The organism is Streptomyces sp. NPDC059649 (assembly GCF_042734445.1).
Classification (GTDB): Bacteria; Actinomycetota; Actinomycetes; order Streptomycetales; family Streptomycetaceae; genus Streptomyces.
This window is the reverse complement of record NZ_JBHWDV010000102.1, coordinates 1-12,890: the sequence shown is the minus strand read 5'-3', so window position 1 is coordinate 12,890 and position 12,890 is coordinate 1. Positions and strand designations below refer to the sequence as shown.

At 70.9% G+C, this 12,890-nt stretch carries 11 protein-coding genes; 2 read left to right on the top strand and 9 right to left on the bottom strand.

The annotated features are described in order from the left end of the window. Positions 1-358: 358 nt before the first annotated feature. Positions 359-2,116, top strand: a complete 1,758-nt coding sequence (locus tag ACFV1J_RS39765; RefSeq protein ID WP_385866787.1) for a threonine/serine exporter ThrE family protein — start codon at positions 359-361, stop codon at positions 2,114-2,116. A 62-nt stretch (positions 2,117-2,178) separates the two neighbouring features. On the opposite strand, the gene ACFV1J_RS39760 is transcribed toward ACFV1J_RS39765, so the two are convergent. The 9 genes from ACFV1J_RS39760 to ACFV1J_RS39720 all read right to left on the bottom strand — a co-directional run bounded on the left by ACFV1J_RS39760 (position 2,179) and on the right by ACFV1J_RS39720 (position 11,037). Further along, complete coding sequence (locus ACFV1J_RS39760) at positions 2,179-3,057, bottom strand: hypothetical protein (RefSeq protein ID WP_385866786.1); 879 nt, start codon at positions 3,055-3,057, stop codon at positions 2,179-2,181. Positions 3,058-3,198: 141 nt separating this feature from the next. Further along, positions 3,199-3,396 (bottom strand): linaridin family RiPP, encoded by a 198-nt coding sequence (locus ACFV1J_RS39755; protein ID WP_107052972.1) that lies wholly within the window; start codon positions 3,394-3,396, stop codon positions 3,199-3,201. Positions 3,397-3,526: 130 nt separating this feature from the next. Continuing rightward, positions 3,527-4,126, bottom strand: a complete 600-nt coding sequence (locus ACFV1J_RS39750) for a hypothetical protein (protein WP_385866784.1) — start codon at positions 4,124-4,126, stop codon at positions 3,527-3,529. Then, complete coding sequence (locus ACFV1J_RS39745; protein ID WP_385866782.1) at positions 4,123-5,139, bottom strand: alpha/beta fold hydrolase; 1,017 nt, start codon at positions 5,137-5,139, stop codon at positions 4,123-4,125. The genes ACFV1J_RS39750 and ACFV1J_RS39745 overlap by 4 nt, the downstream gene beginning before the upstream one ends. A 73-nt stretch (positions 5,140-5,212) precedes the next feature. Beyond that, positions 5,213-5,560, bottom strand: a complete 348-nt coding sequence (locus tag ACFV1J_RS39740) for a transposase (RefSeq protein ID WP_385866780.1) — start codon at positions 5,558-5,560, stop codon at positions 5,213-5,215. Between the two features lie 42 nt (positions 5,561-5,602). After that, positions 5,603-6,364, bottom strand: a complete 762-nt coding sequence (locus tag ACFV1J_RS39735; protein ID WP_385866779.1) for a class I SAM-dependent methyltransferase — start codon at positions 6,362-6,364, stop codon at positions 5,603-5,605. A gap of 310 nt (positions 6,365-6,674) precedes the next feature. Continuing rightward, the gene (locus ACFV1J_RS39730) at positions 6,675-8,159 is read right to left on the bottom strand and encodes a phytoene desaturase family protein (RefSeq protein WP_385866777.1); all 1,485 of its coding nucleotides are present in this window, start codon (positions 8,157-8,159) and stop codon (positions 6,675-6,677) included. Beyond that, complete coding sequence (locus ACFV1J_RS39725; RefSeq protein ID WP_385866775.1) at positions 8,156-10,117, bottom strand: ABC transporter ATP-binding protein; 1,962 nt, start codon at positions 10,115-10,117, stop codon at positions 8,156-8,158. Before ACFV1J_RS39725 ends, ACFV1J_RS39730 begins: the two co-directional genes overlap by 4 nt. Positions 10,118-10,548: 431 nt before the next feature. Beyond that, positions 10,549-11,037: an inorganic diphosphatase gene (locus tag ACFV1J_RS39720; RefSeq protein WP_385866790.1), complete on the bottom strand. Its 489-nt coding sequence runs from the start codon at positions 11,035-11,037 to the stop codon at positions 10,549-10,551. 86 nt (positions 11,038-11,123) lie between these two features. Here ACFV1J_RS39720 and dacB point away from each other — a divergent pair, with 86 nt between their 5' ends. Further along, positions 11,124-12,713 carry a D-alanyl-D-alanine carboxypeptidase/D-alanyl-D-alanine-endopeptidase gene (dacB, locus tag ACFV1J_RS39715; protein WP_385866773.1) on the top strand — a complete coding sequence of 530 codons (1,590 nt, stop codon included), beginning with the start codon at positions 11,124-11,126 and terminating at the stop codon, positions 12,711-12,713. Positions 12,714-12,890: the final 177 nt, after the last annotated feature.

The following is a 12,890-nucleotide window of genomic DNA, read 5'->3' as shown; positions in this document are numbered from 1 at the left end:
CCTCACCACCGAAGCCATCCCCCTCCGGCCTTCCCTTCTCCCCCCAACGGGAGGGGACGGGCCGGAGGGGGCTGGTGTGTGGGCTTCGCTTCCAAAGGCTCAACAAGGAGCGAAGGCGGAGCGCAGCGGAGCGTAAAGCGAAGCAGTCCACACACCAGCCCCCGGAGGGCCGTCACCGCACCCAAAAACACCCCGCCCGCCGCAGGCGCCACGGCGAGAAACCCCCACGGTGAGGAAGCCGACGACGTACGCGGGCCCGCCCGCCGCAGCCACGGCGGGCATGCAAGCATCGTGGGTAGGCGGCACAGTGCAGCGATACCGCACAGCGCAGCGACATGGCACAGGAGGAGCGAACACCGTGGCGTCGGACCCACAACGCGGCCAGCGCAACACCCACAGCGACAACGGCGGCACGAAGCCCAGCGGCAGCGGCACGGGCAGCGGCACGGGCCCCGTGGAGGACCGTAAGCCCGCCTCCGACGAGGCGCACAGCGCCTTCACGCCGCCGCTCGGCGTGCCGTACCCGCCGCTGCCCGAGGACGAGCACCCCACCTCCGAGTTCGCCCTGCCCGCGGGCCTGCGCCCGGAGCCGCCGGCCGAGCAGGAGGGTTCCGCGTTCGTACCGCCGGCCGGCACGACCACGGGCCAGACCCCGGTGGGCGCCACGGCGATGAGCCTGGCGTTCACGCCGCCGCACGGCATCCCCACGGTCAGCCTCACCAAGGAGGCGCCGTGGCAGGACCGGATGCGCACGATGCTGCGGATGCCGGTAGGCGAGCGGCCGGTCCCCGAGCGCCGGGAGCGGGGCGACGAGGAGCACGGTCCGGCCGTCCCCCGCGTCCTCGACCTGACCCTGCGTATCGGCGAGATCCTGCTCGCCGGTGGTGAGGGGGCGGAGGACGTCGAGGCGGCGATGTTCGGTGTGGCGCACGCCTACGGGCTGGAGCGGGTCGAGCCGACCGTCACCTTCACGCTGCTGTCGATCTCGTACCAGCCGTCGCTGGTCGACGACCCGGTCACGGCCAGCCGGACGGTGCGGCGGCGCGGGGTGGACTACAACCGGCTGTCCGCGGTGTTCCGGCTGGTCGACGAGATCACCTCCGAGGGGATCACCCTGGAGGAGGCGTACCGCGGGCTGGCCGAGATCCGCCGTAACCGGCACCCGTACCCCAGCTGGGCGCTGACGGTGGCCTCCGGGCTGCTGTCCGGTGCGGCGTCGATGCTGGTCGGCGGCGGGTCGCTGGTGTTCCTCGCGGCGGCGGTGGGCTCGATGCTCGGTGACCGGCTGGCGTGGCTGGCGTCCGGGCGCGGGCTGCCGGAGTTCTACCAGTTCGTGGTGGCGGCGATGCCGCCGGCCGCGGTGGGTCTGGCCTTCGGGCTGGCGCACTCCAGCGTGCAGGCGTCCGCGGTGATCACCGGTGGGCTGTTCGCGCTGATCCCGGGGCGGGCGCTGGTCGCCGGGGTGCACGACGGGCTGACCGGCTACTACATCACCGCGGCGGCCCGGCTGCTGGAGGTCGGCTATCTGATCGTCGGCATCGTGGTCGGTGTGCTGAGCGTGCTCTACATCGGGTTGCAGGTGAATCCGGGCCTGAAGCGGCTCAATCCGGAGCAGGCGCTGGGGGCGTACAACGAGCCGCTGGTGCAGACGCTGGCGGCGATGCTGCTGGCGCTGGCGTTCTGTGTGCTGCTTCAGCAGGAACGTCACACCGTGGCGTTCGCGACGCTGAACGGCGGGGTGGCGTGGGTGGTGTACGGCGCGCTCGCCAATGTCGCCGGGATAAACCCGGTGCCGGCCACCGCCATCGCGGCGGGTCTGGTGGGCCTGTTCGGGCAGTTGCTGTCCCGGTACCGGTACGCGTCCGCGCTGCCGTACGTGACCGCCGCGATCGGCCCGCTGCTGCCCGGTAGCGCCACGTACTTCGGGCTGCTCAACTTCGCCCAGGGGCATCTGCCGCAGGGCCTGACGTCGCTGGTGCAGGCGGCGTCGCTGGCGCTGGCCATCGCGGTGGGCGTCAATCTCGGTTCCGAGGTGGCCCGGCTGTTCCTGCGGGCGCCCGGGTTGCTGGAGGCGGGCGCCGGGCGCCGCGCGGCCAAGCGGACCCGCGGGTTCTAGCGGGAGGCCGCCGCTCCGGGAAGGCGCCTTGGGGGGAGACACCCCTGGGGGTGTCTCCCCGGTCAGGCCGCGCTCGCGGCCGGCAGCGCACGCTTCGCGCGGCCGGTGAGTGCGGGCTTCGCGCCGTCGGTGAGTGCGGGCTTCTCGCTCTGGGCGAAGACGTAGAGGAGCGCCGGGTGGGTGGCGCCGAAGGCCAGCACGAAGCGGTTGAGCCCCATGAACTGCCCGATGCCCAGGTGGAAGAGGGACATCGAGCCGAGCCATGCCTTGGCCGCGGGCTTCGGCAGCACGAAGACCAGCGGGAAGCCGATCTCCGCGGCGACCGTTCCCCAGGTGATGAGCTTGCCGAGCATCGGGTACTTGTGCACGAGCTGGAAGATGCGCGGGTCGCCGTAGTTGTGCGTGCGGATGACTCCGCTGAACGCCTCGCCGCTGAGCCACACCGGGGACACGAGCTTGACGACGCCGGACGCCACGTAGGAGATGGTCGTCTCCAGGGCGAGTGCGCGCATGGCCACGTCGCGGGCCTTCTCGCCGTCCTTGAAGGTGCCGGTCGAGGCGAGGACGACGTTGATCACCTGCTGGAGCTGGTCGGCACCGTCCCCGCCGAAGGGGGTGTGCAGCCGTCCGGCCGCGCCCGTCACCGCGAGAACGGCGCTGCCGGCCGTGCGTACCCCGCGCTTGTGGCCCCAGATCAGCGTGGCGGCAGAAGCACCCGCCTGCACTCCGTAGAGGGCGACCGCCGCCTTCTTGGAGCTGAGGGCGCGGGTCAGCCGGGGAAATCGCTTGGCGAACTTGGGGCGCATGTTGGCCAACTGGCCGCTCAGCAATTCACCGTCTTCGAACTTACGCGTCTGGCTCAGCATTTCCAGTGCGGAGACCAGCGTACCCAGCGAAGCCACTCGGCGTGCCGTGACCTCGGGCGGAGCGCTGAGGAACATGGATGGGTGCTCCTGATGATGTGATGCGAGTACGGTGGAATGGGAAGCGGCGGCACGGTATGCGTATCGGGCGTACCGTGCCGCCGCGTCTTTGTTCAGCCGGGGCTATCGATGCCGGTCAGGCATCGCCTGCCGGTCGGCTCAGCCGTGCTGGACGTTGTGCGTGACCTGGTTCAGCGCGATGGCGGTCGCGCAGGTGACCGCGATGCCGGCCGAGACGGCCTCGGGGGTCGCGACGGTGGCCAGCGGGGTCATCATGGTCGGCGCAGCGTCGGAGCCGATACGGCCCGGCTTCACGTCCACCAGGTTGGTGTTGGCGAATTCAGCCACAACAGACATTACTGTCCTCTTTCTCTCAGAAATCTTGGAGCGAGTTCTCCAGCCGTTCGGCGGGAGGACGCGAACTCACGCGGTACAGGGGCTTCCGAGTGAGCTCGCAGCTTCCGGCCGAGGGGGTTGATCGGGCTCGCTATGCCGCCCGCGGGAATGCGGCCGTATCGGGGGTGGCGCCCTCGTGGGCGGCGTCGTCCAGCGGGAACTTCAGGGACACGAAGACCGGCTCGATCTCCCGGTCCCCGGGAGCCTTGAGGAACGACTGCATCAGCATGAACTGGCTGTGCGAGGCGCCCTCGGCGTGGGGCAGGTGACACTGGATGTAGCGGGAGAGCAGCCGGTAGCCGGACCCCAGCGTGACGAGGTGCAGCTCCGGTCCGAAGGCCACCGAGCGGCCGATGGTGTCCTGGCTCGCGTCGAACAGGGCCTTCGGGGAGCGGTTCCGGGCGTTCCAGGCCAGGGCGTACCACGGCCGGTCGCGGGTGATCTCTATTTCCTGCCACTCGCCGGGCTTGCCGTCGATGATGTCCCGGTAGAGGAGGTGGTTGTCCTTCACTCCGGGGTTGGGCCCGAAGAACCGCCAGTTGGGAACCGGTATCTGCCACCTTCCGCGCCGCAGGAGGTTGTCGAAGCGGTTCTCGGGCAGCTGTCCCGCCGCCGTCGCCACCAGCCAGGCGGCGAGCGATGCGGTGACGGCGACCGTCTTCACGCGTTCCGTGTTCACCTTCACGATCACGCCAGCTCCTCTTCGCGTTCCGCGGCGCGCCCGGCGGCCGGGCGCTTCTCGGCGGACTTCGGCCGCTCCGGGCCGGTCCCGGTGGGCGGTTCGCCGGCGATCACCTCCGCCACCTGTTCGGCGTGCGCCGGCACCGCGAGCACGGACTCGTGGTCCGAGCCGTCGATGAAGTGGTGCCGGGACCGGTCCGAGATGGCGACCAGCCTGGCCTGGACCGCGTGGTGGGTGGCGTTGTCCCCGACGTTCTCCTCCGCCGTGACGACGGTCAACGGGCAGTCCAGGTCGGTCAGTTCCGGAAAGGTCATGGCGTCCCGGTACTCCTGGCGGGCGGTGGCCCAGGCGCGGGGGGTCGTCATGAACGCCGCGTAGCTCCGGTTGATCTCCGGGCGGTACTGCTTGTTCACGTTCTTCGCCGGGCGGAAGGCCGAAAGGCCGGCCCAGGCGTAGATCTGCTCCATCACCAGTGACTGGCGGGCCCACCGGTCGACGTTGGTACGGCGGGAGTGGCGCAGGCTGGTCACTTCGGTGGCGTCGATCATGACCACCGCGGTCACGCCCTTCAGCGCGCCCGGATGGCGCGATGCGTAGGCCGCGACGAAGTATCCGCCCAGGGAGTGGCCCGCCAGGACGACCGGGAGGTCAGGGATGTAGGTGTCGCGCAATTCCTGCAGCAGCGTGAAGTGCCGCTGCAGGCCGTATTGCGTGACGGGGGTGCTGAGCCCGTAACCGGGACGGTTGAACCGCACATAGCCCATGTCCGCGGGAAGTGCGCCGCACACCCAGTCCCAGTATTCGTGGGGCGCACCCAGACCGTTGTCGAGCAGAACGACGCGCCGTGCCTGCGGCGGAATGTGGACGGCAACCTCGACGAGGCTGCCGTCCGGCCTCTCGTGCAGCAGGTAACGACGCGCACGCTCGCGCTTACCGGTGAATCGCGTTACTGCACCGGTCAGAAGGCTGGCGCCGGCCAGACCGGCCAGGCCGACGGCGAATTGGCGCTCAAGAGACGCCACATTCCCCTCCCCCGTGATTCGAAGTGGCTGTTGTCGAGAAACCTAACACGCGGTTCCCGGATAAAATAACGAGTTAATTGACTCGATGTGCGGGGTGAGTTCTCCCGCGGGGCAGCGGAACACGGGTCCCTGCGCTCCGGGTGTGCTTCCGGAGTTCCATGTAAAGCTCGCCTATCGTGGCCTTCAGGTTGGCGATCTCTTGGGTGAGTTCGGCTACCCGGGAGGCATTTTCGGAGGTCTTACCACTCTCGCCGGCGAGGCCATTGCGGCCTCCCTCAATAAACTGCCGGCGCCAGTTCGAGACGGACTGCTCGGAGACCCCGGCCTCGCGAGCTGCTTCTGCTGCGGTCAGTTCACCGGTCACCACTCTCAGTACGAGAGCGAATTTCTTGTCTGCCGGCAATATCGGAGGACGTCCCACGTGCAACCCTCTTTCGTCATCCGTTTTCTGGGTGCTTTTCCCTCAGGGCTTGACGTAACAGCAGATGAACATCGGGGCGCGCTCGCTGTAGGGGCTGCCGTCCCAGTGCGCCAGGTGGGATTCGGGGGTGAGGCCGGCCGCGCGGGCGTAGCCGTCGATGTCCTCCGGCGTGGTCAGCCGGGTGAGTTCGGAACCGACCCGGGTGGTGCCGTCGGCCTGGTAGAGGATGTGGGAGCAGTGCCACCGGTCGCCGTCGAGCAGCGTGGAATGGGTCTGCACACCGGTGCCGGGCTCCGGGTAGGGCACGAAGTAGGTGGTGCGGCTGAGTCCTTCGTGCATGGCCAGGACCGGCGGCTTGTTGTGCGTCTCGATGACGAGCCGGCCGCCGGGGGCGAGGAGATCGGCCGCGCGCCGGACGGCCTGCTGCTGGTCCTCGGGAGTGGTGAGCACCGAAAGCGTGGCGCAGACGCAATACACCAGGGCGTAGCGGGATTCCGAGGTGTAGGTGCGGATGTCGCCGTGCACGGCGGTGACGTCCCCGGTGCCGTCCTTCAGCTTGGTGCGGAGCGCGTCCAGCATCTCGGGCGAGGAGTCGACGCCCGTTACATGGCCGATCTTTTCGGAGAGCGGGAGGGCAATCCGTCCCGTGCCGACGCCGAACTCGAGGGTTCTCCCCTCGGGATCGGGATGGAGGGCCGCCAGCCCCTCGACCGCTGCGGCGGTAATCGCGTCGTCCGGGATCAGCCGGTCGTACCAGCCGGCGAACTGACGCCCGTAGCCTATGTCCTGGACCCCGTTTTCCACCCGAGCTTCCCCTCTCTTTTGCCCCCACTGTCGATGCCCGGGGAACGTCAAGAAGACGAAGAGCGAGGCAAGGCGCGATACGTCACCGACGGGCGGCCGGGCGGAAGAACCGCAGCCGTCTGCATGGTTGGTCAGACCCGCAGCTGATGCCGATCCTGTGATGACGCGTCAACGAAGAGTGGGGGGAGTAACTTTACAACGCACAATATCAGCCACGTCTGCGGGGTGGCAATCGATTAAGTGGCGCAATCCCCATGCCCGCAACGGCCGTTGGGGGTGGTTGACGGTGAAACAGATGAGTGTTCCTGCATTAGTGGGCAGCGCTGAATTGGCGCGGTGCCGGGGAGAGTGACACGTCGGCTGCGTTGCGTATACCGAAACAATGCCGAAGCGCGGAGAGCGCTGCGAAATAGCCGGACATGCCGTGCACACCGGGCCCCGGCGGGGTGGCCGAGGAGCACAGGAAGACGCCGGGCAGCGGCGTGCGGCAGGGGTCGAGGCGCGGCACGGGCCGGGCGATGCTCCGGTACAGCGTCATCGCGCCGGTGCCGATGTCCCCGCCCACGTAATTGGGGTTGTAGGTCTCGTACGACGCGGCCGGCATCGAGCGGTGCGCGAGGACGGTGTCCCCGAAACCCGGGGCGTAGCGCTCGATGCGGGCCCGCACCAGCTCGAACGGGTCGGTGGGATCGCCGTTCGGGACGTGTGCGTACGCCCACACCGGGCGCTTGCCGGGCAGTGCGCGCCCCGGATCGGTCGCCGCCGGGTCCACGACGAGGACGAACGGCTCCCGGGTCCGGATCCGGCGGGCGGCCGCCGTCTCCTGCCGGACGATCTCGGCGCGGGTGCCGCCCAGATGCACCGAGCCGGCCCGGCCGACCGCGGGGTCGGCCCAGGGGATCGGCTCCGAGACCAGGAAGTCGACCTTGGCGGCGCCCGGGCCGTAACGGAAACGCGCCAGGGCGCGCGCGTAGGAAGGGGGCAGCCGGTCACCGGCGAGCGCCAGGAAGTTCTTGGGACTGGTGTCGAGCAACACCGCCCGTGCGCCGCCGAGTTGGGACAGGTCGGTGACCTCCTGTCCGGTGTGGAAGACGCCGCCGTGCGCGGTGATGTCGGCGGCCAGCACCTCGGCGATGCGGGCGCTGCCGCCGCGGGGAAGCGGCCAGCCCGTGCCGTGCGCGAGGTGGCCCAGGAGCATCGCCACCGCGCCGCCCGCCGGACTCGGCAGCCGGCCGACCGCATGGGCGGCGACGCCGGTGAGCAGGGCGGCCGCCTCCTCACCGCGGAAGTACCTCGCGCCGAGCCCGGTGCCGTGCACCGCCACCCGGCTCGCCAGCAGCAGGGCCGCCGCGGGGTCCCGCGGCAGCCGGCGCTGCCCGTTCATGATCAGGTCGACGATGCCTTCGCTGTGCTCCACCAGGGGCGCCATCAGCCGCCGCCAGCGCGGGCCGTCGGGGCCGAGGTGGGCACAGGTGTCCGCCAGCGACCGGTACGCCAGCGCCGCGCGGCCCCCGTCGAGCGGATGGGCGTAGGCGATCTCGGGCTGCAGCAGCTCGACGCCGCGTTCCGCCAGGCCGAACGCCCGGAAGAACGGGGAGGCGGCGGCCATCGGGTGGACGGCGGAGCACAGGTCGTGCCGCACGCCGCTGTCGAAGAGGGCAGCGGTGCGCAGCCCGCCGCCGATGGTGTCGGCCCGTTCGTACAGCGCCACCCGCAGGCCGGCGCGGGCCAGCACCACGCCGGCCGCCAGTCCGTTGGGGCCGGTGCCCACGATGGCCACGTCGGTGCCGTTCACCACTGTTCGTCGCTCCTGATCGGACGGAGCCGGATGGTCTGCTCGTTGAGGGTGGCCGGCGGGAGCCCGCCGAAGGCCAGGGAGAGGGAGAGCGTGGTCTCCGTGTCGCGGGGGGCCGCGTGGTCCGGGTACCGGGCCGGGGCAGGGGCCGGGGCCTGGGCGCGGACGCCGGAGTCGGCGTGCAGCTGGGAGCCGGCCAGCCGCCGGTAGAGCGCATCGCGCGTCATCAGGTCCTGGTGCCGGCCGGTGGCCCGGACCCGGCCGTCCTCCAGCACCACGATCTGCTCGGCGTCGATCACCGTGGAGATCCGGTGGGCGATGGCGATGACCGCGCAGTGCCGGGAGACCCGCTGCAGGACCTCGCGGAAGTCCCGTTCGGAGTCGGAGTCGAGGTGGGAGGTGGCCTCGTCCAGCAGCATGACCGCCGGCTTCTGCAGCAACGTCCGAGCGATGCACAGGCGTTGGCGCTGGCCGCCGGACAACCCGGCGCCCTGATCGCCGAGTTCGGTGTCGAGGCCCTGCGGGAGCTTGGCGACCACCTTGCCGAGGCCGGCCATCTCCACCGCCTGCCGGATGTCGTCCTCACCGGCGTCGGGGCTGGCGTAGGTCAGGTTCTCCCGGAGGGTGCCGCGCAGCGCCGCGCTGTCCTGCTGGACGTAACCGACCAGCCCGCGCAGGGCGTCGAGGGGCAGCGCCTCGATGTTCCGCCCGCCGACCAGGATGCTGCCGCCGCTCGCCGGATAGAAGCGTTCGATCAGCTGGAACAGGGTGGTCTTGCCCGCGCCGGACGGCCCGACGACGGCGGTGAGCCCGCGCGCCGGGACGCTGAGCGAGACGCCGTGCAGCACCGGGGCCCGGTCGCCCTGGTCCCCGCGCTCGTAGCCGAAGCGGACGTCGCGGAACTCGACCGCCGCCCGGCCGTGGGCCGGCAGCACCAACGGCGCGGCGGGCCCGGCAGCCGCCGCCCCGCCGCCCTCCTGGGGCATGGCGGCCAGCTCGTCGACCTTCTGGATGGCGGCCCGGCCCTGGACGAACTGGCCCACCGCCATGAAGAACATCACCAGCGGGGACACCAGTTGGAACAGGTACATGATGAACGTGGTCAGGGCGGCCATGGTCATCTCGCCGCGGGCCACCCAGGCCATGCCGACACCGACGACGACGGCCAGCGCGCCCTGCGTGCCGACGTTCATGGACGGCGTCAGCAGGGCGCCGTAGGCGGTGCCGCGGATGCCCGAGAGCCGGGCCCGGCCGGCCAGCTCGCCGATGCGGTCGGCCTCACGGGACTCGGCGCGGGACGCCTTGACCGTGGGCAGGGCGGAGAGCACGCGCTGGACGGCGGTGCCGAACGCGCCGATGTCGTCGCGGTTCTCCAGCGCCACCTTGCGCAGTTTCCGGGCGAGCAGGAGGGAGACGACGCTGGCGGCGCCGAGGCAGGCCAGCGTGATGACCATCAGCCCCGCGTCGATGCAGAACATCAGCACCACGCCGCCCAGCACCGTGACGCCACTGGTGATCAGCTGGGTCAGGCTCTGCGAAAGGGCGATCTTCACCAGTGAGGTATCGGTGACGGTGCGGGTGAAGATATCGCCCTGCGGGCGTTTCCCGAATGCGGTGAGATCGGCGCGCAGCAGACGTTCGGTCAGCAGCCGGCGGACATCGAAGACGATGTTCTCCCCGGCCCGGCCGATGACATAGGCCTGGAGCGAGGTGAGCAGCGCGCCGGCGCAGAAAAGGGTGACGAGCCAGGTGATGGGGGCGCCGAGTGATTCGCCGCGGCCGGCGGCCTCGATCAGCCGGCCGATGGCCACCGGCTGGGTGAGCGAGGCGGCCACCCCCGCCAGCCCCAGTGCCACGCCTGCGACCAGCAGCGCCGTGTGCTGTCGGAATACCGTGGCGACCAGTCCGGCGCGTTTGGTCCTGCCCCTCTGGCTTGCGCGGCCCACGCGATCTGCCATGAGTGCTCCCCCCGCTTTGACGACGGTCACGCCGTGCGCGACCGAGAGAACCGCCTTGCCTATTGGGGTGCTCTCGTCAAGGTGGCGAAGCTAGCATCGCCGCGCGCTGTCAAGTTATGGGTTAATTGGCCGCCGGAAGCGGGCTCCGCGGAATAGGCGGGGCCTGTGCGCAGCCGCCGTAAGTTAATTTATCTGCCGCTTACTTGGCGGCGCTCACGGGGCGGCCGGGTGCGGCACCCAAACTTTACTCATTGCTTCCCGCTTTTTACCGAGAACGGGAATTTCTCCGGCCGTCGCGCGCACGCGGGCCGGCACAAACGTCCCGGCGCAAACGTCCCGGCGCAAACGGACGACGGGCGGCACCCGGATGGATGCCGCCCGTTCGCGTACGAAAAATCACCGGGCGCGAAGCTGCGCCCGGGCCCTCGGAATCAGTGCCCGTGCGCCTCGGCGCGCTTGTACGAGGCCTCGATCTCGGCCTCGGCGTCCGCACGGCCGACCCAGTTGGCACCCTCGACGGACTTGCCAGGCTCCAGGTCCTTGTAGACCTCGAAGAAGTGCTGGATCTCCAGGCGGTCGAACTCCGACACGTGGTGGATGTCCCGCAGGTGCTCCACGCGCGGGTCGGACGCCGGGACGCACAGCAGCTTGTCGTCGCCGCCGGCCTCGTCCGTCATCCGGAACATGCCGATGGCACGGCACTTGATGAGGCAGCCGGGGAAGGTCGGCTCATCCAGGATGACCAGGGCGTCCAGCGGGTCGCCGTCCTCGCCCAGGGTGTTCTCGACAAAGCCGTAGTCCGCCGGGTAGCTGGTCGAGGTGAAGAGTCGACGGTCCAGGCGGATCCGACCGGTCTCGTGGTCCACCTCGTACTTGTTCCGCGAACCCTTCGGGATCTCGATGGTGACGTCGAACTCCACGGGTGGCTCCTCCATGATCAACACATACGTCTGGTGATTAAGTGTCCCCCACGCAGGTGTGTGGTGGCGAAAGGGGCTGGTCCGAGGTGCCGGAGACCAGGAAATGGCAGGTCAGATGGCAGTCGGTGCAGCGTTCGGCGCAGCGCACCGCACGGCGGGCGGCCGACGCGGCCGGGCACTCGGCCCGTGCGGCGGCCGGCACCGTACGGCAGACCTGGCAGAACACCCCGCGGCACACCCAGCAGACCTGGCGGCTGACGGTGGTCTCCGCAGCAACCGGCCTGACGGTCGCGCTCGTCGCGGTGGCGGCGGCCGGCCCGTGGGACTCCGGTCAGCGTACGGCCGAGCGCGCCGAGGCGGCGGTGGTCGACGGATCCAGTGGCGAGCATCACGCCGCGAAGCCCGACCGTCCGGCGCCCAGCGCCGCGCCCGTCCTGCCCGCGCTCGGCGTCCGCGCCGCCGCGGGCACCGGCCGGGGCGCGGCACCCGTACCGACCGGCGCCGGGCTCGCCGACGCCCTCGCGCCGCTGCTCAAGGACCCGGCGCTGGGCCCGCTGCGCACCGCCTCCGTGGTGGACGTCGCGGCCGGCCGGGAGGTCTTCGGCTCCGGCCAGGACAAGGCCGCCATCCCGGCCTCCACGGTCAAGCTCGCCACCGCCGTCGCCGCGCTGTCCGCCCGCGGCCCGGAGCACCGCATCGACACCTCCGTCGTCACGGCCGGCAAGGACCGCATCGTCCTCGTCGGCGGCGGCGACCCCACGCTCACCGCCCGCGCCCCGCAGCCGACCACGGCCGAGCAGCCCGCCAACCTCCGCACCCTGGCCGACGCCACCGCCCGCGCGCTCAAGCGGCGCCACCTGACCACGGTGCACCTCGGGTACGACGCCTCCGCGTACTCGGGCCCGGTCGAGCACCCCATCGGCCCCAACGAGAACCTCGCCCCCGTCACGGCGCTGATGACCGACGAGGCCCGCCTCGACGACAGCGACCACGGCCCGGCGCCCCGCGACGCCGACCCGGCCGGGGCCACCGCCCGTACCTTCGCCGATCTCCTCCACGACCGCGGCATCACCGTCGACGGCAGCCCGGCGGGCACCAAGGCCCCCGCCCACGCCGAACGGCTGGCCGCCGTCCACTCCCTCCCGCTCTCCTCCCTCGTGGAGCGGATGCTCACCTACAGCGACAACGACATCGCCGAGGCGCTGGCCCGGCAGGCCGCCCTCGGCTCCGGCCGGCCGGCCAGCTTCGCCGGCGCCGCCACCGCCGTCCACCACGCCCTCGCCCGCCAGCACCTGCCGCTGGCCGACGCGGCCTTCAAGGACGGCAGCGGCCTGGACCGCGGCGACAAGGTGTCCGCAAAGCTGCTCTCCCGCCTCCTGCTGCAGGCCGCCGCGCCCGACCACCCGGCCCTGCGGTCCGTGGTCACCGGCCTCCCGGTGGCCGCCTTCACCGGCACCCTCAGCAACCGCTACACGGGCCAGAGCGCGGGCGCCGGCGCGGTCCGCGCCAAAACGGGCACGCTCACCGGCGTCAACACCCTCGCCGGCACGGTCGTCGACGCCGACGGCCGCCTGCTGGTCTTCTCCTTCATGACCACCGGCACCACGGATGCGCTCGGCGCGCAGCGGGCGCTGGACAACTTGGCTTCTGCGGTGGCCAATTGCGGGTGCCGCTAGTCGCCCACGTACCTGGCTTTCCCGCCGCGGGTGTTGCTCCGCCGTTGCGCGCTTTGCGGCGCCGCGGTTGTTTCTCGCCGTGGCGCCTGCGGCGGGCTGGGTTGTTGTTGGGTGCGGTGACGGTCCTCCGGGGCCGGTTGTGTGGACTGCTTCGCTTTACGTCCACACAACCGGCCC